The organism is Pseudoclavibacter sp. AY1F1 (assembly GCF_002931075.1).
Classification (GTDB): Bacteria; Actinomycetota; Actinomycetes; order Actinomycetales; family Microbacteriaceae; genus Pseudoclavibacter.
In genome coordinates this window covers 325,281-349,542 of record NZ_PSTQ01000002.1, presented here as the reverse complement: position 1 = coordinate 349,542, position 24,262 = coordinate 325,281, and the positions used below count along the sequence as shown (strand labels likewise).

Sequence of the window (24,262 nt, the reverse complement as noted above, 5' to 3'; positions counted from 1 at the left end):
TGCATGAGTGCAAACTTTCACAAGTGCAACGTTCCTGTGCACGTGCTGGGTACAGTTGCACCTCGTGTCATCTCTCCCCTCCCAGAACCCCTCGGAAAGCGCCAGGTCACCGTGGATCTGGACGGCCGTCGCCGTCCTCGCGCTTGTCCTCCTCGCTCTGAACCTGCGGACGGCCGTCACCAACGCCTCACCGATCTTCGACCTCATCTCGGTGGACCTCCCACTCGAGGGCGCTACCACTGGCGTGCTGACGATGCTCCCCCCTGTCGCCTTCGCGATCGCCGGACTCATCACCCCGTGGCTCCTGCGACGAGTCCGCCTCGAACTGCTCATCGTCGTCGCACTCGCCGCGATCATCACCGGTCACCTCCTGCGCGGTGCGGCACCGAACGTCCCGACCCTCCTCGGGGGCAGCGGGATCGCGCTGCTCGGAATGGGCATCGGCAATATCCTCCTGCCGCCCGTCGTGGTCACCTACTTCAGGTCACGCATCCCCACCATGACCTCGACCTACGCGATCATCGTCGCACTCGGCACCATGCTGCCGCCGCTGGTCGCCGCCCCCGTCGCCCTTGCATCCGGCTGGCGCACCTCACTCTCGATGTGGGCCATCGTCGCGGCCTCGGCCGCCGTTCCCTGGCTCGTCCTGCTCGTGCGCGCGCAGGTGCGCGCCGCACGCGGCGACGTCGCGCCGACGACCGGGGCGATCACGCTCCCCGACGGCACGCGCGCCAAGCCCGCGAAGTCCATCTGGCGGTCGAAGCGCGCGTGGGCTCTCGCTGCCACGTTCGCCATCTCCTCGATGAACGCGTACTGCTGCTTCGGGTGGCTGCCGACCATCCTGCAGGAGCGAGCGGGGGCGGATACGGTCGCCGCGGCCGGCTACCTCTCGCTGTTCGCCGCCATGGGCATCCCCCTCTCCCTGGCCACTCCCCTGGTCATCAAGCACCTCGGCACCACCTGGCCGCTCATCTCTGCGGCTGCCGGCTTCGCCCTGGGCTATGCGGGGCTCATCTTCGCTCCGACCGCGGCGCCCGTCTTGTGGGTTGTGCTCATCGGATTCGGCCAGCTCATCTTCCCGATCTGCCTCACGCTCATCGGCCTGCGAGCGGCAGGTCAGCGCGGCTCCGCCATCCTGAGCGGTTTCGTGCAGCTCGTCGGCTACGCGCTCGCGGCCCTCGCGCCGCTCACGGTCAGCGTGCTCGCCACGGCCACCGGGAACTGGTCGATCTCACTCGGCCTCCTCGCCGTGCTCACCCTCGCCGTCATCCCACTCGCCCCTGCACTCGCAGGGAAGTGGAAGATCGAAGACGAGATCCAGCTTGCTCGGTAGGCGCGGGTCTCGCCGGCCGCGTCACGACTGCCCGACCACGTCACGACTGCCCGACCACGTCTCGACTGCCCGACCACGTCACAGCTCTCGCTCCGGCAGCGCGCCAAGCTCGGTGTGCTGCTCGGCGTGGAGTGCCGCGTAGAGGCCTCCCCGCGCCATGAGCTCGGCGTGGTTGCCCCGCTCCACGATGCGACCCTCGTCGATGACGCAGATGAGGTCGGCGTCCTTGACCGTCGACAGCCGGTGTGCGATGGCGAGCACCGTGCGCCCACGCGAGGCGGCGTCGAGGGCCCGCTGCACGAACCTTTCGGAGCGGGTGTCGAGCGCACTCGTCGCCTCGTCGAGAACAAGTACCGCCGGGTCCTTGAGCAGCACCCGGGCGATCGCGACCCGCTGCTTCTCTCCGCCAGAGAGGCGGTAGCCGCGCTCTCCGACGAGCGTCTCGTAGCCGTCGGGGAACTTGGAGATCGTCTCGTGGATGTTCGCCTGTCTGCAAGCCTCCTCGATCTCCGCCTGCGACGCGTCCGGCTTCGCGAAGCGCAGGTTCTCGGCGATCGACGCGTGGAACAGGTAGCTCTCCTGGCTCACGATGCCCGTGTTGGCGATGAGCGCGTCATGGTCGAGGTCGCGCACGTCGATGCCAGCGAACTTCACGGCGCCAGTGGAGACCTCGTAGAGCCGCGGCACGAGGTAGCCGATCGTGGTCTTCCCCGCTCCGCTCGGACCAACGAAGGCGACGAACTCGCCAGGGCGGACCGTGAACGACACGTCGTCCAGCGTCGGTGCCGAATCGATCTCCGCATCCGGGTACCGGAACGACACGTGATCGAACTCGACCTCGCCGAGCTTCGAGGCGTCGAGCGCCGCAGGCGCTGACGACGGCGTGATGGCTGGCGTCATATCGAGGTACTCGAAGATGCGCGCGAAGAGGGCCTTCGAGGTCTGCACCTCGAGACCGATGCGCATGAGCCCGATGAGCGGCATCGTGAGCCTCGTTTGCACGGTCGTGAACGCGACGATCGCCCCTGCAGTCAGATCGACGCCTCCCGTGATGAGGTAGGCCCCGACGATGTAGACGGCGGCGGGTACCAGCGAGAACACGATCGAGACGAACGCGAAGAACGTCTGCCCGCTCATGGTCTGCTTCACCTGCAGACCGATCTGCCTGAAGTTCTCGGCGCGGTACCGCTGCCCCTCGGCCTCCTCGCGCCCGAACGACTTCGCGAGCAGGATGCCAGAGACACTCAGCGACTCCTGGGTGATCGCGGTCATCTCCGAGAGCGACTCCTGCGTCTTGGTCGCGATACGCGCGCGCACCTGGCCGACACGGCGCTGCGCCCAGACGAGTGCCGGCATGAGCACAAACGCGATGATCGTGAGCTGCCACGAGAGCAGCGCCATCGCTACCACCGCCGCGAGGACCGTCACGATATTGCCGACGACGCTCGTGATCATGGACTGCAGCGTCGACGCGACGCCGCCCACGTCGTTCTGCAGTCGGGACTGGATGACGCCCGTCTTCGTGCGAGTGAAGAACGCGAGTTCCATGCGCTGCAGGTGCTCGAAGAGGCGCACTCGGAGATCACCCATGACCGAGTTGCCGACGCTCGCCGTGAAGTAGGTCTGAACGACCCCGAGGGCGCTCGACGCGACCCAGAGCAACGCCATGAGGCCGACGACCTTCCACAACTCGCCGATGTTCGGGCCGGTCCCGCCCGGCGGGAAGAGCCCAACGTCGAACGCCTGCTCCGTGAGCAGCGGGGGCAGCACCGAGATGGCCGCGGTGATGAGCACCAGCACCAGCGCGATTGCGATCTTTCCGCGGTACGGCGAGAACAGTCGGAGCACCCGCTGCCACAGGTCATCGATCTCCGGGGCCTGCTCGTTCGCCGCTCGGATCACGGATTCGTCGCGCACGCGGCCCCCGGCTGGTGGCCCGCCTCCTGCGCCTCGCATCGTCATGGCGTCAGCGTAGGCGCATCCACCGACACTCAGACGCGGATGCGTCGCGGATGCGCTGCGGGCGCAACCCCGCGAGGTCAGACGGTGCGGTCTGAGAAGCCGGCCGTGCGCGCCTGCTCCACGATCCTCGGGAGCACGCGGAGAAGCGCGTCGACCTCGGCCTCTGTCGTGGATGCGCCAAGCGTGAAGCGAAGAGCGCTGAGCGCTGAGCGCTCGGGAAGTCCCATGCCAAGCAGCACGTGCGATGGCTCGGCGATGCCGGCCTGGCAGGCCGAGCCGGTGGAGACCGAGAAGCCGGCCATGTCGAGGAGGAAGAGCAGCGAGTCGCCTTGGCAGCCGTCGAAGGTGAAGTGCACGTTGCCCGGCACCCGTGCTCGCACCTCGACGCCCCCGTCGTTGAGCGTCCCGTCGAGGGGCGCACCCCGGAGCTGCGCACCCGAGATCTGAGTGAGTCCCTCCGCGAGCCGTTTCGCGAGCAAGTCGAGGCGGGTACCTTCTGCCTGCATCCGGGACAGGGCCGCGTCGGACGCCGCTGCGAACGCGAGGGCGGCAGGCACGTCCTGCGTCCCCGAGCGCACTCCCCTCTGCTGCCCGCCCCCGTGGATCAGGGCCTCGACGGTGTGGGCGCGTGCAAGCGCAAGCGCCCCCATCGCGACGGGTCCGCCGATCTTATGGGCCGACACGCTGAGCGCGGCCGCTCCGAGGTCCCGCAGCGAGACAGGGACGTGCCCGAAGGCTGCGACGGCGTCGACATGCACCGGGATCCCGTGCTCGGCGGCGAGCGCAGTGAGCGCCCGAACCGGCTGCATGGAGCCGACCTCGTTGTTCGCCAGGATCACCGTGACGAGGGCGATCTCTGCGGCGTGCTCGCGCATCCGCTGTTCGGCGACCACGAGGTCGACGAGCCCGGCGCCATCGACCGGCAGCCAGTCGACAAACGCGCCCTCGTGGTTCGCGAGCCACTCGACGGCGTCGACGGTCGCGTGGTGCTCTCCCCGTGGGGCGAGGATGCGCGTGCGGGCGGGATCCTGCTGGCGCCTAGCCCAGTACAGGCCCTTGACCCCGAGGTTGATCGCCTCGGTTCCACCCGATGTGAGGACAACCTCGATCGGGTCGGTGCCGAGGGCAGACGCGACGCGTTCTCTCGCACCCTCGAGCATCCGCTTCGCGGCCTGGCCGTGTCCGTGGATCGACGACGGATTCCCGGTCAGCTCGAGTCCGGCGAGGAGCGCTTCCCGCGCCTCAGGCACCATCGGCGTGGTCGCCGCGTGGTCGAGGTAAACGGCCATTTCACTTCCCGCCCTGCTCTCGACTGACGAACTCTCGACATAGAATTGCGCGATCTGTGCGCATCAGTCGGCGCACAAACGTGCTCGGTGGCGCCGTCCAGCGGCGTCAGTCACTCAATTCGAACAGTTTAGGCCTCATGCTCGATTCACAGACCCGCTCCGACCTCGGCGTCACCCACCACCAGGGGATCGCGCGCCTGCGCGTCTTCTCGACGCACGCTTCGGCGATGACCCTCTGCCTCCTGGAGGCCGACGGGACCATCACGCGCACCATCGAGATGGCCAGCATGCCTGGCGGCATCTGGCAGGCGGAGTGCGCCGAGCTCGTGAACGGGCAACGATACGCCGTGCGCGCGGACGGGCCCTCGAGCGGCACCAACGCGTTTGACAAGCACCGGCTCCTTGTCGAGCCGTACGCCAAGCAGGTCGCGAACGTCGGAACGGTTGCGGTCCCTGTCTGGGCAGCCCAGGTCGTCGAGACCGAGCCGTTCGACTGGGGTCAGGTGCGCGCGCCGCTGCTCCCCTTGCGTGACGTTGTCGTCTACGAGGCGCACGTGAAGGGCTTCACGCAGCTCGCGCCGCACATGCCGGCAGACCTGCGCGGAAGCTACGCGGGTCTCGCCCACGAGGACACGATCGCCTATCTCCAGTCGGTCGGCATCACGGCCGTCGAGCTGCTGCCGGTGCACGCCTTCGCCTCCGAGTCATTCTTGCGACGCCAGGGCATGTCGAACTACTGGGGTTACAACACGCTCGGCTTCTTCGCCCCTCACGCCGAGTACGCCTCCCCCTCCGCCCGAGCGGCGGGCCCGCACGCCATCGCCCGCGAGTTCAAGGGAATGGTGAAGCACCTCCACGCCGCCGGCATCGAGGTGTACCTCGATGTCGTCTACAACCACACCTCCGAGGGTGGGCGCGGCGACGAGACGTCCATGTTCCGCGGGCTCGACAACGCCACGTACTACCGCCACGATATGCATGGCAACCCGGTCGATCAGACCGGATGCGGCAACTCGCTCGACACGTCGGAGGCGGTCGTACGCGAGCTCGTCCTCGACTCGCTCAGGTACTGGGTCGAGGAGTTCCGCATCGACGGGTTCCGCTTCGACCTCGCGGCAACGCTCGGCCGCAACGCGCACCACGCGTTTGAGCGGCATCACCCGCTCCTCGAGGCGATCGTCAACGACGAGCGCCTGGCGGACACCAAGCTCATCGCAGAGCCGTGGGATGTCGGCATGGGCGGCTGGCAGACGGGCAATTTCCCTGAGGACTGGTCGGAGTGGAACGACAGCTTCCGCGACCACGCCCGCTCGTTCTGGGTGCGCGACATCGCGGAGGCCCGCAGCTACGGCGTTCACCCAGAGGGCGCAGGCGCGTTCAGCACCTCGTTCGCGGGGTCGTCCAACATGTTCAGCGACGACCGAGGGCCCCTGGCCTCAGTCAATTTCGTGACCGCCCACGATGGCTTCACGCTGCGCGACCTCGTCTCCTACAACGTCAAGCACAACCTGCAGAACGCCGAGCTCGGCCGCGACGGCACCGGCGACAACAGGTCGTGGAACTTCGGCGTCGAGGGGCCAAGCGATAGCAGCAGCATCGAGACGCTCCGTCGTCGCACGATGCGCAACCTCCTCGGCACCGTGCTTCTGAGCGCCGGGGTTCCCATGCTCACGGCCGGTGACGAAGTCGCCAGGTCCCAAAAGGGGAACAACAACCCGTACAACCAGGATTCGCCACTCACGTGGTTCTCCTGGGATCTCAACGAGATCCAGTTTGCTCAGCTCGCGCACACGCGCCGGCTCATCGAGCTGCGCGGCTCGCACCAGGTCCTTCGCCCGAGCAGCTTCAACCACGGCCACGCGCTCAGCGAGCACGGCACGAGGCGACGCTGGTTCGACGCGCTCGGCAACCCGATGGGCGACGGCTCCTGGCAGGGTCCGGGAGGGCGCACGCTGCAGGTGTTGCTCGACGCGTATATCCCGGAGGCCGACGCCGACTTCACGGGCGACGCGGAGCTTGTCGACGGCGTGCGGATGCTCGTCGACCGGCTCCTGATCGTCGTACACGGCAGCGAGGACGATGCGGCTCTTCGCCCGCCGGCCGTCGACGACGTCACCGGCTACCGACTCCTGTGGGACTCGACGCACGAGCACCCGGATGAGGCGCTCGGCGGCAGCCGCGTGCTTGTCCCCGGACAGCTGACCGGCATCGAGGGCCCGTCCGTCCAGGTCTACGCGGTGGACGTCGAACAGACGCACCACCACATCTGATCCGACGCGGCGCGACGCCGTTCACATTCCGTGACACGCGGACAGCCCCGATGCGGGTGGGTGTTGGTAGCGTTCGGTTGTGGCAACGACACCAGCGTCAGAAGACCAGATCCCACCGAGCCGCCCTCGCCGGGCATCCGCCAAGCGCGCGAGCACTCCGTCGAAGGCGGCGCAAGCCGCCGACGCGGCCGAGACTGCACGCGCCGGGGGCGCTCCTGCGGAGGCCCCAGCCAAAGCGACCCGAGCGCGGAAGCCGAAGGCTACGGCGGCCAAGCCAGCGGCTGCGGCCGCCGTGGACACCGCTCTGCCGCCGACGGGCGACGGCTTCCCCGGTTCTGGATACGTCCCGGCGATCGGTCGCATCCCGATCCTCGACCTGCAGCCGCAGCTCGTCGACAATCTCTTCCCGACGAAGGGATACGTCGGAGACGTCGTCCCATTCTCGTGCGTCTCCTTCCGCGAGGGACACGACATCATCGGTGTCGAGCTGGTCATCAGCGCCCCGGGAGCGCAGGCCGAGCGCATCCGCATGCAGCCCGGCCCGAAGGGCACCGACTCCTGGTTGGCTGAGGCCCAGGTCACCGTCGCAGGCGCGCACGAGTGGTGGGTCGAGGCGTGGAACGACGACTTCGCGACGTGGCAGCACAACGCTGAGATCAAGATCCCCGCTGGCATCGATGTCGACGTGATGCTCGAGCTCGGCGCGCTTGTCGTCGACCGTGCTGCCACGAATCCTGACCTCACCGATCACCAGAGCGCCGTGCTGCGGGATGCGGCGACCGCGTCGCGCTTCACGTCCCGTTCCGCGTCCTTCCGTCTCGCTTCCCTCCTCGCCGATGACGTCCTTGAGGTCATCGAGGCGCACCCCGTTCGCTCGCTCGTCACACGTTCTGCGACGCGGACCGTCCTGGTCGAACGGGCGCTTGCGGGCAACGCCGCCTGGTATGAGTTCTTCCCTCGTTCCGAGGGCGCCAGGCAGGCAGCGGACGGCAGCTGGACGTCCGGCACCTTCCGCACCGCCGCCGAGCGCATCCCGGCCGTCGCGGCCATGAACTTCGACGTGCTGTACGTGCCCCCGATCCACCCGATCGGCCACACGAACCGCAAGGGCCCGAACAACTCGCTCACCACGGCACCGGGAGACCCGGGATCTCCCTGGGCGATCGGCGCCGTGGAGGGCGGGCACCGCGACATCCACCCCGACCTCGGCACCGTCGAGGACTTCCGGTACTTCGTCGGCGAGATCGAGAAGAACGGCATGGAGCTTGCCCTCGACCTCGCGTTGCAGGCGACTCCCGACCACCCCTGGGTGGCCGAGCACCCCGACTGGTTCACGCAGCTGCCTGACGGCAGCATCGCCTTCGCCGAGAACCCGCCGAAGAAGTACCAGGACATCTACCCGATCAACTTCGACGGCGACCGCAACGGCCTGTACGCCGAGGTCCTCGGCACGGTCGAGTACTGGATCGGACTCGGTGTCAAGATCTTCCGCGTCGACAACCCGCACACCAAGCCGCTGCAGTTCTGGGAGTGGCTGATCCACGAGGTCAACGCGAAGCACCCGGAGGTGATCTTCCTCGCCGAGGCGTTCACGCGCCCCGCCGTCATGCACGCGCTCGCCAAGGCCGGCTTCCAGCAGTCGTACACGTACTTCACGTGGCGCAACACGAAGACGGAGCTCGAGGAGTACCTCACGGAGGTGTCGAAGGAGTCGAGCGACTTCCTCCGCCCGAACTTCTTTGTCAACACCCCGGACATCCTCACGGAGTACCTGCAGCAGGGTGGACGCAACGCGGCCAAGATCCGCGCCATCGTCGCCGCTACTTCCTCGCCACTCTGGGGCGTCTACGCAGGATTCGAGCTCGCCGAGAACGTGGCCAGACCAGGCTCCGAAGAGAACATCGACAACGAGAAGTACGAGTACAAGCAGCGCGACTGGGCCGCCCAGGAGGCCAGCGGGTACTCGATCGCACCGCTCCTCACGAAGCTCAACGAGCTGCGGCGCGCGAACCCCGCCCTCCAGCAGCTCCGCAACTTCGAGGTGCAGTTCAGCGATAACGAGAACGTGCTCGTCTTCTCCAAGCACCTCCCGGCCGAGTACTCCCCCGACGGTGTCTCCAATACGGTCATCGTCGCGGTCAACCTCAACCACTCCGGTATCGAAGAGGCCACGGTCTACATCGACCAGACCAAGTTCGGCTTCGCGCCGGACACGGAGTTCGGTGTGGAGGATCTCCTCAGCGGACACGAGTGGATCTGGGGCGGCGCGAACTACGTACGCCTCGACCCTTCCACCCTGCCCGCGCACATCCTGCGCGTCAGGCACTCGGCACTCTGACCCGTCGCCCAGTCGCGCCCTTGGCGCGACCGGATGATCTCGAGAACGGAAACACCATGACCGATGAACTCCAGCCCGCGGCACCCGCCGCGATCGGCATCCCGGACGGCGAGCTGCGCGCTGTCGCGGACGGCACACACTCTGGTCCCCACTCGATCCTCGGGCAGCATCTGCAGGAGGGCGAGCGCACCATCATCCGCGCCAGACGCCCGCTTGCCGAGCGTGTCACGGCGATCCTCGCCACGAGCGGCGAACGCGTCGAGCTGCAGCACCTCGCGCACGGCATCTGGCAGGGGGCTCACGACCTGGGCCTCGACGACTACCGGATCGAGACTGTCTACGGCGACGGCGTCCCGCACACCGTCGATGACCCGTACCGGTTCCTTCCCGTCGTGGGCGAGGTCGACCAGTTCCTCTTCGGCGAGGGACGCCACGAGAGACTCTGGCACGTCTTCGGCGCGCACCACCTGGAGCACTGGGGCACCCACGCGCCGGTCTGGGGCACCTCGTTTGTCGTCTGGGCGCCACACGCTCAGGCGGTCAGGGTCATCGGCTCGTTCAACGGCTGGGACGGCAGGGCGCACACGATGCGCCGCCTCGACGCCCTCGGCATCTGGGAGCTCTTTGTCCCCGGCGTCGCACCGCACGAGACGTACAAGTTCCAGATCCGCACCGCCTCAGGCGACTGGGTCGAGAAGGCCGACCCGATGGCCCTGCACGCGGAGCAGCCGCCGCAGACCGCATCCGTCGTCGCGACGCCAAGCAAGTACGAGTGGGGCGATGACGACTGGATGGGCGAGCGCGCCCAGAAGGACCCGCACACGGGCCCGATGACCACCTACGAGCTCCACGCAATGTCCTGGCGACCGGGCCTCGGCTACCGCGAGCTCGCCGACCAGCTCGTCGAGTATCTCGACGGCCTCGAGTTCACGCACGTCGAGTTCATGCCCCTCGCAGAGCACCCGTTCGGTGGCTCCTGGGGCTACCAGGTCACCGGTTACTACGCGCCCACGTCGCGCCTCGGTTCGCCTGACGACCTGCGCTACCTCATCGACCGTCTGCACCAGGCCGGTTACGGCGTCATCATGGACTGGGTGCCAGGGCACTTCCCGAAGGACAGCTTCGGTCTCGCGGAGTTCGATGGCCAGGCGCTCTACGAGCACGCCGACCCGCGCCTTGGCGAGCAGCTCGACTGGGGCACGAAGGTCTTCAACTTCGGCGACTCTCAGGTGCGCAACTTCCTCGTCGCCAACGCGCTCTACTGGCTCGAGGAGTTCCACATCGACGGACTCCGCGTCGACGCCGTGGCATCGATCCTCTACCTCGACTACTCGCGCGAAGAGTGGGTGCCGAACATCCACGGCGGGCGGGAAAACCTCGAGGCCATCGCCTTCCTCCAGGAAGTCAACGCGACCGCGTACAAGCTCTACCCGGGCATCGCCATGATCGCCGAGGAATCGACGAGCTGGGCGGGAGTGACGAAGCCCACCGAGTGGGGCGGCCTCGGATTCGGGCTCAAGTGGAACATGGGCTGGATGAATGACAGCCTCCGCTACGTCGAGCGCGACCCCATCTACCGCTCCCACCACCAGGGCGACCTGACCTTCTCCTTCGTCTACGCGTGGAGCGAGCGCTTCCTGCTCCCCATCAGCCACGACGAGGTCGTCCACGGCAAGGGATCCCTGTACTCGAAGATGCCTGGCGACGAATGGCAGAAGCTCGCGGGCACGCGCCTCTTCCTCGCCTACCAGTGGGGGCACCCCGGCAAGCAGCTCCTCTTCATGGGACAGGAGTTCGCGCAGCAGACCGAGTGGAGCGAGTCGCGTGGCCTCGACTGGTGGCAGCTCGACAACCCCGGCCACGCCGGCGTGCAGCGGCTCGTCGGCGACCTCAACCGCCTTGCGAAGAACGAGGGCGCGCTCTGGCAGCGCGATGACGACCCTTCCGGGATGGTGTGGTTGAGCGGTGACGACGCGGCCAACAGCGTGCTCGCATTCGCCCGCCGTGGCCACGATGGCACCCCTGACGTCGCGATGGTCTTCAACTTCTCGAACCAGGTCATCAGCGGGTACCGCCTTGGGCTCCCCCACGCCGGTCGCTGGTCCGAGGTGCTCAACACCGACGCGGAAACATACGCGGGGTCCGGTGCAGGCAACTACGGCGCCGTGACGACCGATGGGGTCCCGTCTCACGGGTTCGAGCAGTCGGCGGCCGTCACGGTGCCGCCCCTCGCCGCCGTCTGGTTCAAGTACGAGGGCTAGGTCGTGTCCGCCTAGACAGCACCTCCGACGGAATCGATGAAGCCCGGATGCGATGAAGATCGCATCCGGGCTTCGTCATCGCTGGGCGACGTCAGAACAAGAGGTTCGTGAGTCTCGCTCGTGCCGCCCCCACGCGTGGGTCCGCAACACCGACGACGAGGAACAGGTCGAGCAGGCGCTCGCGCACGGTCGTCTTGCCCTCGGCGTCGAGCTTCGGGAAGATCGTGAGCAGGCGGTCGAACGCATCCTCGATGTGACCGCCGGAGAGGTCGAGGTCGGCGACGTCGAGCTGCGCCTCGAGATCGTCCGGGCCCGCGGCGGCACGCTGGCGAATGTCCTCGAGGGTCTTGCCCTGCAGGCGCAGAAGCAGCTGCACCTGGGCGAGGCCGGCGCGTGCTTCCTCGTCAGCGGGGCGTTCGGCCAGTGCACGCTCGTAGGCGTCTACCGCGGCCGCGTAGTCGCCGCGCTCGAGGGCTTCGAAGGCCTCGGCGTGCAATGGGGGCAGCGGCGGAGCCACCGGCTCCTGCGCCTCTTCTTCGCTCTGGGGTGCTCCGTCGACCGCGACGTGGCCGGTCAGCCCCTGCTGGGCCGCAACCTGGAGGATTTCGCCGACGATCTGCGTGATCTGCTCTTCCGGTGGGTTGCCGGAGAACAACTGAAGCGGGCGACCACCGATGATGGCGATGACCTGCGGCTGCTGGCCGAGCTGGGGATGCGCATCCAGGTCGACGCGCACAAGCACGATCCGACCTTCCGCGCTGCGGACGATCTTGGCGAGGGTCGGCGAGAGGGCCTGCGCATCGCTCGACCACTTCGCGTGCATCTCGACGATGACGGGCAGGAACTGGGAGAGCTGCATGAACTGCTCGAGCGTCTGCTCGTCAGCGTCGATGACGAGGTCAGGTAGCGTGGCCACCGGCTCGCCCGCGACCGGCTGGACAGCGTCAGCGGGTTGCCCGGGAGCCGGAGCGGTGGGAGCGCCTGGTGCCTGGCCCGCCGGAGCGTTCGCACGCTGCACGAGGGAGGACAGATCAACTGCTCCGTAGAGACTTGCTGGGTTGAGTGGAGGGGTTTCAGCCATAGGTAACCTCGTTGGCGTTGAGCTGGCGTGCGCCTGTCATGGTGTTGGCGAAGCCGAGCAGTTGGATGGCGCCGCCTGTCGCTTCCGACGGCACGTAGAACATGAGCTGGTTGGTGTAGAGCGTCTCGAATCCGAGCGAGGACGAGCTGGCACCCGCGAGTGCAGCGGTGCGTCCCTGAACGCTGAGGGTCGCGAGCTGCGTGCGCGCACTCAGCTTCTCGACCTCCTCGATGGAAACGGCAACGATCGCCCCGCCGTCCAGCGTCTGCACGCCGAAGGGAGGGTCGTCCGACGCACGCGTCTGGAACTCGATGCGCGCCGCGTTGGCGTCGATCTCGCCAGAGACCGTGGCCCGAGCCTCGGCGATCTGCGTGCGCAGCGAATCGCCGTCAGGCGAGAAGAGGGCTGCGTACTGCGAGCCGTCGCCGTTGCTGATGACGTCAGCGTAGGCAGCCGCCAGCTCTTCGGGTGCGACCACGAGGGGCTGCTCGAGCCCGTCGATACCTGGAGCGCCGATCTCTGCCGGTGCGGCTTCCGGCAGCGTCACGTCGGGAGTGAGCTGCACGATGGATGCCACCTTGTAGGCATCACGGGCGTTCGACTGCGTGAGCATGATCCCGAACGGTGCCGTCGGGGTCTCGCCGCCGGCCTCTCGAACCACGAAGATCGACTTCGGCCACGACTCCGAGGCCTGCGGCACGGCGTAGACGACCTCCCCCGTCGGGAAGGCCACCGGCCCTGGCAGCGTGTTGTCCGCACCCTTGGCCTGGTACTCGGAAGCGCGTTCCTGGTAGGCGGCTTGCGTGAAGCGCGGCTTGAGTCCGTCGGCCTTGTTGGCGGCGTCCGCCTCCTGCGCGAGCTTGGCAGCGTCGTCGAGGATCTGCGTGAGCTGCTGCGCGTTGACGGCGGGCAGCGCCTCGCCCTCGGTGATGAGTGCTTGGTCGATCGACGAAGTCGGGGTCGGAGTCGTCGGCGCGCTTGTCGAGCCGCCGAACTGCTCCGGCCAGAAGTCTGCCGAGCACCCGGTGAGGGCTATCGAACCGACCAAGAGCAGCGGGATGAGCCTGAAGAGGCGCTTTGGGGCCTGGGTGCGGTCGCGGCCGCGCGGCCGGCGCCACTCCTGTGGTGCAGCTGCGGGAGCATCCGCGGTAGGCGTCTTCTCGCCAGCGCCTGAAGCGCCGCCTGCGGGGGGCTCGCCACCGGTGGACGAGTTGTCGTCTCCGTCGTTGCCCTTGGCGTCAGAGGAGGAATCGAGGTCGCTTGACTCAGCAGGCTCAGCAGGCTCAGGCTGCGACGCCGACTCGGGTTGTGCGCTCGATTCGGGCTGCTCGCTCGAATCGACAGGCGCGCTCCAGCTGAAGGGGTCGTCCACGGCCGCCGGTGCTCCGGCGCCAGCTGGCGCGGGCGGCGCAGCTGTGTCATCCGCGCTCGGCGCGCGGAATGAGGGGAACGCGGGTGCTTCCGGCTGCTGGCCCTGCTGCCCGACTGCTGTTGGCGGCGCCCAGGCATGGCCGGACTCCTCGTGCAACTCGGAACGGTCGAGTTCACGTGCCCGCCCCACTTCGGGAGCGTCACCCTCGGCAAGTCTCACCGAGGCCGCGACAACGCTCTGCGACTGCTCGACCGGGTCGAGGTCGCTTGCATCGAGGCCGTCATCGGCATTCGGGGCAGACCGTTCGAACGAGAACGCAGGAGTCGTCGCGACGTTCTCTCCTTCTGCCGGGACCGCGGCGGGAATCTCAGACTCGAGTTCCTCCCGAGCCTGTCGCTGAGGCTTCGAACGGCGGCGCATGCTGAGCAGCGCCCAGAGGAGCAGACCGAGAGAGATGAGCAGGAGGACCCCGCCCCCAAGCAGGAGAGGTCCTGCCATCGGTGCGCGGCCGTCAAGCGGCCAGGAGATCGAGACCTCGCTTGGCGCAGGCGCCTCGCCGTCTGACTGCACAAGAAGCGCGAAGCCGACCGGCAGCGTCTGCTGCAGCTCGAGCTCTCCGTCGCCCTCGTATTCCTGGAACCAGAGGTCGTTGCCGAGGATGCTCGGCGCCGTCGTCTCGTCAGCGGACGCCTCTCCCGGAGTGAACACGAGCGCTCCGGTCGTGTCGTCGAGCGTGACGATCTCGTGCTGCGTCGTGCCGACCCAGCCGGCGATGTCGGCCTGACGGCCGATCGCGACACGAATGGGCCCGTCGCCGCTGATCGTGATGGACTGCGTGCCCGCATGCTCGATGAGCGTGTCGCTTGGGATGACAAGCAACGGCGACTCCTGGGTCAGCGTGCCCGTCGCGACAACCGTGTCTGCGGCACGTGCTTCTGTGACCTGCAGCCAGCCGACGACAAGCAGCGCCGCACTTCCGAGAAATGCGATCGCGGCTAGGATGAATCTCACTGAGTGACTCCTTCTCGAGTGATTGCGCCGTGCATCGTTTGTGCGCTCGACGTGCTCCTCTCGCGAGGGTGCCGTCGTCTTGCATGAGGTTCATGAAGACTCTCGACCCCTCAATCTAACGCACCGTGCCCGCGCTTCCCCTGGAATACGCCGGTTTCGGCCTCGAATTCAGGCAAAGTGCCTGCCCTCGCGAAGCCAAACGCCATCCATCCGAGTGATCTGTCCTCTTTCTTTCCGTGCAGTCAGGATGCTCCGCGTGCCTGCCCTCTAGACTTCAGAACGTGCGCTCGCGGTCGGCGCGCACGTGCAACCTGACTCACGCGGAGGCGTCCTTGGCATTCGACGACATCAACTTCAACACTGCAATGCGCGGTTACAACCGCGAAGAGGTCGACGAGGTCATCAGGTCGCTGCGCACCCAGCTCGCGCAGGCCGGCAATCAGGATTCCGGCGCCAGCCGTGAGATCGCTGCCATGCGCACCCGGATCAAACAGCTCGAGACCGAGCTCAACGAGGTCGGCAACCCCACGTACTCGGGGCTGGGGACCAAGCTCGCCGGCACGCTCGCGACCGCGGAACAGCAAGCGCAGAAGCTCACCGCCGAGGCGCAGCGCGAAGCCGACAAGATCCTGAGCGAGGCCCACCGCAATGCGGCCCGCATCCACCAGGAAGCCAACGACTACGCCGAGCGCGTGACACGTGAGGCCGATGTCCGCGCCTCCCGCGTGCTGAGCGACTCGCGTTCGGAAGCCGACAGCCTGCTCGAGAACGCCAAGCAGGAGGCCGACCTCACGCGCACCAACCAAGAGCGCGAGATCGAGACGGTCAAGGACCAGGTCACGACGGAGCTCCGCGAACAGCGTCACTCGACCGACCTCGAGCTCAGCGCGCTGCGCGCATCCGTCGACGAGGACCTCGCGACGAAGCGCCAAGCCGTTGAGAACGAAATCGCCGAATCCTCGGCACGGCTTGCGGAGCGTCAGCGCGAGATGGAGAAGGCGCGTGCCGACTTCGAGCGGGAAGCCGCAGCACGCCGCACGCAGATGGAGCACGAGCAGGAGGCCGAGCGCCAGGTAGCCAAGGGCGAGATCGACGCGCTCCGCGAGGCCTCCGTGCGCGAGCTCAACGCCAAGCGCACCGAGCTCGACGTCGAGCTCTCCAAGCGCCGCAACGCCTTCGAGCAGCAGCTCGTGGCAGCGGGCCGCAAGGCCGAGGCCGCTGCCAAGAAGCTCATCGACGACGCGACCGAGCAGCTTGCTGACCTCAACCAGCGCAGCGAGCAGGTGCGCCGCGAGGCAGGCAAGATCATGGCGGATGCACGCCGTCGCGCGCAGGAGACGCAGGACCAGGCGGAGCGCAAGGCAGCAGACCTCCTCGAAACGAGCAACAAGCAGGCTCGTGAGCGCAACACCGAGGTGGAGCAGCACACGCAGAGCCTGCTCGACAACGCCGAGCAGCGCCTCTCGGAGCTCCGCGAGGAGCGCGACCAGGTGCAGAGCTACCTGGACCAGCTCAAGCGCGCCTTCTCCCGCACCGACTTCAGCCTCCCGGAGGCCGACGAGCAGATCACCAAGCGCTCGTCTGCGTCTGAGGAAGAGAGCAACAACTCCGGTGACGCGGCCGCCGAGGCCCACGCGTTTGCCCTCTCGAGCGGCGGTGCGCAGCAGGAGCCCCAGGCCGACGAGGCGTCCGGGGCTGCTGAGCACGAGTCTCCGGCAGAGGCTGAGGTTCCCGCGCAGGCTGCCGGCCAGGGTGGTCGTCAGAACCCGAACCAGAAGCGCAACGCACCTCGACAGCGCTGACCCGTACGACGCGATCTAGAGCAATCCTGCGCGTCTAGACTCGGATCCCGGCCTACGGCCGGGATCCGACCAGGGGGAACACCGCATGCGCATCGAGAATCCGTTCCGACTCGGCTTCATCGCCACGATCGGCGTGCTCACTGCGCTTGTCCTCGGCGGCATGATCGCCTCGCTGAGCACGATCCTCACCTACATCGGCGCGGCCCTCTTCCTCGCGCTCGGCTTCGAGCCGATCATCGCGTTCCTCGAGCGACACCGCTGGCCGAGGTGGGCTGCGATCATCTCATCGCTCGGCGGCGCTGCGATCGCACTCGGTCTTGTCGTCTGGGCGCTCATCCCGAGCATCGCGAGCCAGGTCGAGCAGCTCTCGGTTCGCTACTCATCAATCGTGAACGACCTGGCCGGCTCCAACGTCATCGAGTGGGTCGACGAGCGCTTCCCCGATCTGCAGGCGCAGGAGTTCGTGACCGACGCGCTCGAGTGGCTGCGCAACAACCTCGCAACCATCGGCGGAGGTGTGCTCGAGGTCGGCTTCGGCATCGTGAACGCCTTCTTCGGCGTGCTCATCGTCTTCATCCTCATGCTCTACTTCGTCTCCAGCATGAACAGCATCAAGCGCGGCTTCTACCAGCTGCTGCCTGCATCGAAGCGGGCCCGCACTGCGGAGCTCACCGAGCAGATCACCGCGTCGGTCGGCAAGTTCGTCCTCGGCCAGGTAGCGCTCGGGCTCGCGAACGGCATCCTGTCGTTCACGTTCCTGTCGATCATCGGCGCGTCGATGCCAGCCGTCTTCGCGCTCATCGCGTTCCTCGGCTCGCTCATTCCGCTCGTGGGAACACTCTCCGCCTCGGTCATCATCGTTTTGTTGCAGCTGGCGCTCATGCCGGTCGACAGCAGCGTCTGGTGGATGGCCGCGATCTACTACGTCATCTACATGCAGGTGGAGGCGTACGTCATCAGCCCGCGCATCATGAGTTCGGCGGTGCAGGTGCCGGGTGCCATCGTCGTCATCGCCGCGCTCACCGGCGGAACGCTGCTCGGCCTGCTCGGCGCCCTCGTCGCGATTCCGATCGCTGCGGCGATCCTCCTCATCGTCAAGCAGGTCTGGATCCCTTCGCAGAACGAACGCTGACTCCCCTCGAGCCCCCGCTCGACGGTGCGCACGGACGCGCCTTCCTTGCCCATATGATTCGAGGCGTGCAGAGCATCAAGTGCCCCCGTTGCGCGTCCCTCGTCATGCTCGAGTCGCTGTCGTGCGACGCCTGCGCGACGCCGATCGCCTTCCACGATGAGACCCAGGCGTTCGTCGACGTGAGCGGCGGCGCAGTGCTCGTCGAGGGCCGCCTCTGGCGGGCCTGTGGCAACCGTGACTGGCAGTGCAACTGGCTCGTGGAAGACGGCATCGCCACGTCCTCCTGCCTCTCGTGCCGGCTGGTCCGCAAGCGCCCCGACTCCGACGACACGCTTGCGCTCGAGAAGCTCGCCGAGGCGAACGCCGACAAGCGGCGCCTGCTCGCGCAGTGCCTCCATCTGCGACTGCCGATCGAGAGCTACCTGGAGCGCGATGGTGGACTGGGCTTCGACCTCCTCTCGAGCCGGAGCTCTGGCCAGCGCGTGACGATCGGGCACGCGAACGGCATTATCACGATCGATCTGGCCGAGACGCTCGATGCGCACCGCGAGGCACTCCGCGTGCGCCTCGGCGAGCCGTACCGGACGCTGCTCGGGCACTTCCGGCACGAGATCGGCCACTACTACCAGTCGATCCTGCTCGACGACGAGGCGCTGCTCGACGAGTGCCGGGAGCTCTTCGGCGACGAACGGGCTAGCTACCGCGAGGCGCTTGACCACCATTACCGCTTCGGCGCCCCAGAGGGCTGGTCAGCGTCGTTCATCTCCGAGTACGCGACGATGCACCCGTGGGAGGACTTTGCCGAGACCTTCGCCCACTACCTGCACATCCTCGGCTCGCTCTGGACCGCCGCCGCATCCCGCGTGCACCTGCAGCCCGCGATCACCCCGCTGATCGACTACACGTACGAGCCGATCGAGCGTGTCCTCGCGGATTGGCATGAGGTGTCGCTGCTCCTCAACCGCTTCAGTCGGGCGATGGGGCAGAACGACCTCTACCCGTTTGTGCTGAACGCGCCGACGGAGGTCAAGCTGGGGTTCATGCACCGCATCGTGACGCGGATCACACGCCGCTCGGCCACGACGAGCTGAGCGGCAGGGCTGCCGGGTTCGTGCGCTGCACGATCTCGGTCAGCACGCGCTTGGTCTGCTTCTCCCCCACCCACAGGTGGCGCCCGTCTTCGATGGGCACAAGCTCGAGGTTCGGGAGGTGGGCGATGCGCTCTGCCGCCTCGTCCGGCTTCAGGAAGTCGTCGTGCTCTGGCACAACAAGCACCACTGGGATGCTCGCATCCGCCCATCGGTCGAGTTCGGCCTGGCTCGTGCGGCGCAGCGGCGGCGAGAGCAGAATGAGTCCCTGAACGTCGCCGTGCTCGTGGCCGTGCTTGAGCGCCAGCTCGGTGCCGAACGACCAGCCGACCAGCCACGGGTTCGGCAGGCCACGCTCGCGGACAAACGCCATAGCCGCCTCGACGTCGGCGCGCTCAGTCTCACCGTCGCCGAACTCACCCTCGCTCGTGCCCCGCGGAGACGTCGTGCCACGCGTGTTGAAACGGAGCACCGCGAGGTCAGCTTGCGCGGGGAGCCGAAGCGAGGCCTTGCGCAGCACGTGCGAGTCCATGAACCCGCCTGCGGTTGGCAGCGGATGCAGCGTGACGAGCGTCGCGACGGGTTCCCGATCGAGCGGCTGGGCCAGCTCGCCAACCAGCGTGAGGCCGTCGCTCGTGCGCAGCTCGATCTCCTCGCGGCGCGCCGGCAGCACGGTTCCGCTCTTGATCTCGACGGCGGCTGGAGCCTCAGAGGTCTTCGATGCTTCGTTCACGCCATCCTCCAACAGTGGTTGTGCCAGTGGCGGCGGGCCGCCAGGGCTTGCTCGTCCCCGAGGATGCCCTCTGCCCGCCAGACGACGACGTGGGCGGTCCCGGCCTCGACAGGGTTCTGGCAGGCCGGGCAGACGTAGGCCTTCACCGCACGTGCGGCCGCGATCGGCTGGACGGTGTAGGAGATCCCGCGTCGCACCTCGGTGCGGCGCCAGCCATCCCGCAGATGCTCGAGCTGATCGGCTCCCCCGGCCTCTCGCTCGACGGCGGCCTGCTGCCATTTCGCCGCCCGGCCGCCCCTCGCCTTCGGCGAGGTCTCGCCGCCTTGACGGCGGGATCGGTTCGAGCGGGGCATGACATCCATTCTAGGAAGTCCGGCAGAGCGGGGCTGACAGACAACGCCGCGTGACCATGAGGCCACGCGGCGTTGTGATGAGTGCAGCGTCAGAACCGGCGAATCAATACCAGTTCTTGGCTTCCGAGTGCGCCCACGCGCCACAAGGAGTGCCGTAGCGGCCCTTGATGTAGTCGATGCCCCATCGAATCTGCGTCTCGGGGTTCGTGCGCCAGTCAGAGCCGTGAGTGGCCATCTTGCTGCCGGGTAGCGACTGCGGGATGCCGTAGGCACCGGAAGACGGGTTCTCTGCGGCGGCGTTCCACCCGGACTCGCGCTGCCAGAGCTTCTCGAGGCAGGCGAACTCGCCGGTGCCCCAGCCCATCGACGCGACGACGTCGGCGGCGACGGCCTTCGAAGTGCCCGGATCCGGAGCGACGTACGTCGGGCTGCTCTTCGACGAATTCGACGAAGAAGAGGTCGAGGAACTGGATTCCTCTTCCGTCGGGGTCGGGGTGGGCGTCGGAGTCGGGGTGGGCGTCGTCACGACGATTCCCGCCAGGTCGTTGCTGCGGGGTGTTGTGGTTGGGACCGCCGCGGCTTCAGCTGCGGCTTCGTCAGCAACCGCACCGTCATCTTGCGCCTCAACAGCGGAGACGAGGCTGACCTCGTACGCTTGCGCACCGGCCGCGGTGAGATCAGCGACACTCGGTGCGATCGCGAGGGCCGGCGATGTACCACCGGCGACGCCGGCTTGCAGAACGGCCGTGAGCGCGAGTGCGCCGACCGCGGTGCTGGCTGCGATGGGGACGATGATCTTCGCCCGCGAGCGTCGTGCGGCTGTCGGACGCGCTGCTCGCGTCGAGCCGGTTCGCTGCAACGTGGTCATTGATCTCCCGGGGTTGGAACTAGGTACCCCCCGAGGATAACGGAATGGTTACGGAATGGCAACGAAACCAGTGTCAGTCTCACGGGCATTCCCGCAGAACTTAGCTCCGAGACTTCATCGAGCGAGGCTTAGTAGCAGCTCCACTGGCCCCAGCCGGCCTTCGCCTGCAGCATCTTCGCGCGCATCGTCTGCTCGGCAACTGACGCTTCCGAGGGGAGGCCCGTACCGCCAACTGACTGCCAAGTTGGGATGGAGAACTGGTAAAGCCCGTAGTAGCCCGCCGGGTTCACCGCGGCTGGGTTGCCGCCGGACTCGCACTGAGCGATCCGCGCGAGCGTCGCGTCGATGCTCGGGTCAGAGGACACGTTCGCTTCTTCGTAAGAGCTGCCACCGGAGGTGCTGCTCTCCGGGGATGGCGCCTTGGGGGCCGGCGCGGGCTCGGGCTCCGGCGTGGGGGTTGGCGTCGGGGTGGTCACGACGATGCTCGCGATGTCGCTCGTGCGGGCATCGGAGGCCTGCGTGTCGTCGACAGCGGAGACGAGGCTCACGGCGTAGCCCTGCGCCCCGGCGGCGGTGAGCTCGTCGACGGATGCAACCGCCAGCACGCCGCTCTCGCCGTCATTCTGCGCTCCGAGCTGGACCGTCGCGGTGACCGCGAGAGCCGCGATCGCGATGCCGGCGAGCGTCGGGACAACTACTCGTGCGCCGACACGCCTGCGAAGGCCCGCTGGACGAGAGGCTCGCGTCGAGCCGGTGCGGATGAGTGTTGTTGTCATGCGGGTACTCCCAAATGGAACGCGAATGCGAGGTCTTCAGCCAGAAGGGACGCTGCGGTCATGCGGAGCGTCGCTGGCGACTCAGTAGGAGCCGTTGTGCTGGTTCCAGGCGGCGCAGGGGGTGCCCCACGCTCGGTCGACGTAGTCGATCCCCCACTTGATCTGGGTGATCGGGTTGGTCTTCCAGTCGGCACCCATCGTGGCGAGCTTCTCAGCGGGCCATGACTGCGGAATGCCGTACGCCCCGGACTCGGCGTTCTCGGCCAGATAGTTCCAGCCCGACTCCTTCATCCAGAGCTTGTCGAGGCAGGACATCTGGTCAGCACCCCAGCCGTACTGGGTCTTGACCATCTCCTCGGTGATCTTCTTGAGTGAAGCGGGATCGGTAGGCACGACGTCGATGCTCACGCTCGAGCCGCGGTCGTCGATCGTGGCGCCCTGCGAGCTCTCGCCAGAGACGGCGAGTACCGCGTAGGCCTGAGCCTGCTCCTGAGACAGCTCCTGCACACTCGGGGTGAGGGACGCGTCGGCCGAAGCCGTGGCGCCTGCGCCCGTGAGCGTCGTCACGGCGATGGCTCCAGCTGCGACGACGCCGAGGGCCGTTGATCCGAAGATCGCGGCTCGGCGCTTCGCGCGTTGCTTGCGGCGCTGGCGCGCACGCTCTCCGCGCGTTGCAGTGGTTTCCGGCATGGAGCTCCATCCGACGGGTCTAGGGGACCCGGCAATCGTAACGGGAAGGTCACGATTTGACAACGCTCAGGCCAAGCGCAGGTGGAAGGTGTTCCTAACGAATGGCCAGCATGACGTCGATGACGGCATCGATGAGCAGGTCGACCTGCGTCTCCTTATAGCCGTGGCGCTTTGGTGTGAAGGCGACGCCTCGGACCTCACGCAGCGACATGGCAGTGCCCCCGCGCAGGAAGTCCGCGAGGCGACTCGAGAACTCGTCGACCTCCTTGACGTCGTAACCACGCTGCAGAACGGAGACGCGGTCGAAGCGCTCGCCGTCTTCGCGACGGAGCCTCGCGAGCACCGCGCGAGCGGTGGTCTTGGTCTCGCGCAGGAAGACGTCGCGGCCGACGCGGTCGATGTGCTCATCGCGCTCGCGAATCGCAACCGCGTCCTCGAGGCGCTCGAGGGCTGCATCCACGTGCGGTGCGGAGTACCCGCCCTTGCGCATCGTGAACGCCGTGTGGCGGATGCTGCTCGTGGACAGGCGCTTGCCCTGCGTGCCGTTGTCGAAGTTGTCGTAACGCTGCCGGGCGACGCGGAATGCACGGTCGACCTCTTCGGCGTCGTAGCCGAGGGTGCCACGAGATGCCAGAGGGAATGAAGTGCTGCTCACGCGGACCATTCTGCCGCATTGCGGGCGAAGATGGCGCAGGCTCCCCGGCGGGGCATCACCAGAGGGTTGTGTCGGCGCTCCAGAAGTACAACGCGAAGGCCATCGCTCCGGACGGGAGGATCGAGTCGATTCGGTCGAAGAAGCCACCGTGACCCGGAAGCCAGGAGCTCATGTCCTTGATCTTCAGGTCACGCTTGATCATCGACTCGGTGAGGTCGCCCGCTGTTGCCGTGATGAGGAGGAGCGGCCCCATGACCAGGCCGAACCACCATGCCTGGTCGAGGAGGAAGATGCTGACGAGGATGCCGACGACCACGGAGGTCAGCGCGGCGCCCGCGAACCCCTCCCAAGTCTTCCCCGGGCTGATCTTCGGAGCGAGCTTGTGCTTGCCGAAGTTCAACCCGAAGACGTAGGCGCCAACGTCCACCGCTACGACGATGATGAGGAAGCCGAGCACCCACCACTGCCCGTCTTCCTGGGCGGTGAGGAGCACCGTGAACGAGCCGAGGTATGAGACGTAGATGAGAATGAGGGCGGCAGCCAGGAAGTCGGCCCAGACAGACTTCCGCGGTGGCCTGGCACTGGATACCGAGGCCTCGACGAGCCGCCACACGGTGACGACGAGGACGCCGACAAGCAACGCGATCCATTGGCCGACGACGTCGAAGTAGTACGCGGCGGGAATGATCGCGACGGCCGCGGCGACAAGCGGGATTCTCGGCACGTCGCGGCCCGCGCCGCGCATGGCGCTCGCGAGCTCGATCGTCGCGAAGACCACCATCGCGATCGCGAACGGGATGAAGAGCTCTTTGATGAAGATGAGGCTCGAGATGAGCATCGCCCCGAGCACGACACCGAAAAGTACGGCGAAGGCCAGGTTGCGGCCGCTGCGAGCGTTGATCGCGTCGTTGCGCGCGCGCAGCTTGTCTCGCTGCTCGCGGACCTGCGTGCGCGCGTGCTGTGCACGCGACTCGAGATCGTGCAAGATGTTCGCTCCCGTATCGCCAAGGCGAGACTGGGCGCGAAGGGGTGTCAGCGGCGGGGCGGCCTCACCGTCCGCCATGACCGGGAGCTCGCCAGCGACCGATGGGTCCCCGGCGGGCGGTGCGGCCTCGCCCTCACTCTCAGCAGCAGCTGGCCCGAAAGCGCTCGCCGTGCCGTGCGCTTCGGGCTCCGCTGCAACTTCCCGGACCGCTGGGTCCGGGCGCTCGCCGGGGTCAGCCCCGTCACTCCCAGTCGTGGACACGA

General features: G+C 67.4%; 18 protein-coding genes. 7 read left to right on the top strand and 11 right to left on the bottom strand.

Features of this window, described 5'->3' with window-relative positions:
• Positions 1-64 precede the first annotated feature (64 nt).
• Positions 65-1,333 carry a CynX/NimT family MFS transporter gene (locus tag C5B85_RS05745; RefSeq protein WP_181064295.1) on the top strand — a complete coding sequence of 423 codons (1,269 nt, stop codon included), beginning with the start codon at positions 65-67 and terminating at the stop codon, positions 1,331-1,333.
• A 78-nt stretch (positions 1,334-1,411) separates the two neighbouring features.
• On the opposite strand, the gene C5B85_RS05740 is transcribed toward C5B85_RS05745, so the two are convergent.
• Both C5B85_RS05740 and C5B85_RS05735 read right to left on the bottom strand, forming a co-directional pair.
• The gene (locus C5B85_RS05740; RefSeq protein ID WP_219819353.1) at positions 1,412-3,289 is read right to left on the bottom strand and encodes an ABC transporter ATP-binding protein; all 1,878 of its coding nucleotides are present in this window, start codon (positions 3,287-3,289) and stop codon (positions 1,412-1,414) included.
• Between the two features lie 83 nt (positions 3,290-3,372).
• Positions 3,373-4,584 (bottom strand): cysteine desulfurase family protein, encoded by a 1,212-nt coding sequence (locus tag C5B85_RS05735; protein WP_104285057.1) that lies wholly within the window; start codon positions 4,582-4,584, stop codon positions 3,373-3,375.
• A 137-nt stretch (positions 4,585-4,721) separates the two neighbouring features.
• Here C5B85_RS05735 and glgX point away from each other — a divergent pair, with 137 nt between their 5' ends.
• From glgX to glgB, 3 genes are all read left to right on the top strand, one after another.
• Positions 4,722-6,854, top strand: coding sequence for a glycogen debranching protein GlgX (gene glgX / locus C5B85_RS05730; protein ID WP_104285056.1), 2,133 nt, complete (start codon positions 4,722-4,724; stop codon positions 6,852-6,854).
• A gap of 79 nt (positions 6,855-6,933) precedes the next feature.
• On the top strand, positions 6,934-9,192 hold the full coding sequence (locus tag C5B85_RS05725) for an alpha-1,4-glucan--maltose-1-phosphate maltosyltransferase (RefSeq protein WP_258070606.1): 2,259 nt from the start codon (positions 6,934-6,936) through the stop codon (positions 9,190-9,192).
• Between the two features lie 56 nt (positions 9,193-9,248).
• Positions 9,249-11,453 carry a 1,4-alpha-glucan branching protein GlgB gene (gene glgB / locus C5B85_RS05720; protein ID WP_104285055.1) on the top strand — a complete coding sequence of 735 codons (2,205 nt, stop codon included), beginning with the start codon at positions 9,249-9,251 and terminating at the stop codon, positions 11,451-11,453.
• Positions 11,454-11,544: 91 nt separating this feature from the next.
• On the opposite strand, the gene C5B85_RS05715 is transcribed toward glgB, so the two are convergent.
• The gene (locus tag C5B85_RS05715; protein WP_104285054.1) at positions 11,545-12,534 is read right to left on the bottom strand and encodes a tetratricopeptide repeat protein; all 990 of its coding nucleotides are present in this window, start codon (positions 12,532-12,534) and stop codon (positions 11,545-11,547) included.
• On the bottom strand, positions 12,527-14,917 hold the full coding sequence (locus C5B85_RS05710; RefSeq protein WP_104285053.1) for a hypothetical protein: 2,391 nt from the start codon (positions 14,915-14,917) through the stop codon (positions 12,527-12,529). The genes C5B85_RS05715 and C5B85_RS05710 overlap by 8 nt, the downstream gene beginning before the upstream one ends.
• A gap of 332 nt (positions 14,918-15,249) precedes the next feature.
• Here C5B85_RS05710 and C5B85_RS05705 point away from each other — a divergent pair, with 332 nt between their 5' ends.
• The 3 genes from C5B85_RS05705 to C5B85_RS05695 all read left to right on the top strand — a co-directional run bounded on the left by C5B85_RS05705 (position 15,250) and on the right by C5B85_RS05695 (position 18,942).
• Complete coding sequence (locus tag C5B85_RS05705; protein ID WP_146077857.1) at positions 15,250-16,719, top strand: DivIVA domain-containing protein; 1,470 nt, start codon at positions 15,250-15,252, stop codon at positions 16,717-16,719.
• Positions 16,720-16,804: 85 nt separating this feature from the next.
• A complete protein-coding gene (locus C5B85_RS05700) occupies positions 16,805-17,851 on the top strand; it encodes an AI-2E family transporter (RefSeq protein WP_104285051.1) in 1,047 nt (348 codons plus the stop codon).
• Between the two features lie 65 nt (positions 17,852-17,916).
• Positions 17,917-18,942, top strand: a complete 1,026-nt coding sequence (locus tag C5B85_RS05695) for a putative zinc-binding metallopeptidase (protein ID WP_258070605.1) — start codon at positions 17,917-17,919, stop codon at positions 18,940-18,942.
• On the opposite strand, the gene C5B85_RS05690 is transcribed toward C5B85_RS05695, so the two are convergent.
• The 7 genes from C5B85_RS05690 to C5B85_RS05660 form a co-directional block, all read right to left on the bottom strand.
• A complete protein-coding gene (locus C5B85_RS05690) occupies positions 18,914-19,672 on the bottom strand; it encodes an alpha/beta hydrolase (RefSeq protein ID WP_104285049.1) in 759 nt (252 codons plus the stop codon). The two genes, C5B85_RS05695 and C5B85_RS05690, sit on opposite strands and share 29 nt — an antisense overlap.
• Entirely contained in the window at positions 19,669-20,025 is a 357-nt protein-coding gene (locus tag C5B85_RS19525) for a hypothetical protein (RefSeq protein ID WP_258070604.1), read from the bottom strand. The genes C5B85_RS05690 and C5B85_RS19525 overlap by 4 nt, the downstream gene beginning before the upstream one ends.
• A gap of 103 nt (positions 20,026-20,128) precedes the next feature.
• Positions 20,129-20,893 (bottom strand): transglycosylase SLT domain-containing protein, encoded by a 765-nt coding sequence (locus C5B85_RS19355; protein ID WP_219819342.1) that lies wholly within the window; start codon positions 20,891-20,893, stop codon positions 20,129-20,131.
• 128 nt (positions 20,894-21,021) lie between these two features.
• Positions 21,022-21,669 carry a transglycosylase family protein gene (locus tag C5B85_RS05675; protein ID WP_104285048.1) on the bottom strand — a complete coding sequence of 216 codons (648 nt, stop codon included), beginning with the start codon at positions 21,667-21,669 and terminating at the stop codon, positions 21,022-21,024.
• Positions 21,670-21,750: 81 nt separating this feature from the next.
• Positions 21,751-22,359 carry a hypothetical protein gene (locus C5B85_RS05670; RefSeq protein WP_104285047.1) on the bottom strand — a complete coding sequence of 203 codons (609 nt, stop codon included), beginning with the start codon at positions 22,357-22,359 and terminating at the stop codon, positions 21,751-21,753.
• Between the two features lie 94 nt (positions 22,360-22,453).
• Positions 22,454-23,014: a DivIVA domain-containing protein gene (locus C5B85_RS05665; protein ID WP_374953083.1), complete on the bottom strand. Its 561-nt coding sequence runs from the start codon at positions 23,012-23,014 to the stop codon at positions 22,454-22,456.
• 55 nt (positions 23,015-23,069) lie between these two features.
• Positions 23,070-24,260, bottom strand: coding sequence for a phosphatidate cytidylyltransferase (locus C5B85_RS05660; RefSeq protein WP_258070603.1), 1,191 nt, complete (start codon positions 24,258-24,260; stop codon positions 23,070-23,072).
• Between the last annotated feature and the right edge of the window lie 2 nt (positions 24,261-24,262).

Bases quoted from the DNA above. Each gene is read 5' to 3' on its own strand.
- C5B85_RS05740 (WP_219819353.1), bottom strand. From the start codon at position 3,289: ATGCGAGGCGCAGGAGGCGGGCCACCAGCCGGGGGCCGCGTGCGCGAC.
- C5B85_RS05735 (WP_104285057.1), bottom strand. From the start codon at position 4,584: ATGGCCGTTTACCTCGACCACGCGGCGACCACGCCGATGGTGCCTGAG.
- glgX (WP_104285056.1), top strand. From the start codon at position 4,722: ATGCTCGATTCACAGACCCGCTCCGACCTCGGCGTCACCCACCACCAG.
- glgB (WP_104285055.1), top strand. From the start codon at position 9,249: ATGACCGATGAACTCCAGCCCGCGGCACCCGCCGCGATCGGCATCCCG.
- C5B85_RS05715 (WP_104285054.1), bottom strand. From the start codon at position 12,534: ATGGCTGAAACCCCTCCACTCAACCCAGCAAGTCTCTACGGAGCAGTT.
- C5B85_RS05700 (WP_104285051.1), top strand. From the start codon at position 16,805: ATGCGCATCGAGAATCCGTTCCGACTCGGCTTCATCGCCACGATCGGC.
- C5B85_RS19525 (WP_258070604.1), bottom strand. From the start codon at position 20,025: ATGCCCCGCTCGAACCGATCCCGCCGTCAAGGCGGCGAGACCTCGCCG.
- C5B85_RS19355 (WP_219819342.1), bottom strand. From the start codon at position 20,893: ATGACCACGTTGCAGCGAACCGGCTCGACGCGAGCAGCGCGTCCGACA.
- C5B85_RS05675 (WP_104285048.1), bottom strand. From the start codon at position 21,669: ATGACAACAACACTCATCCGCACCGGCTCGACGCGAGCCTCTCGTCCA.
- C5B85_RS05670 (WP_104285047.1), bottom strand. From the start codon at position 22,359: ATGCCGGAAACCACTGCAACGCGCGGAGAGCGTGCGCGCCAGCGCCGC.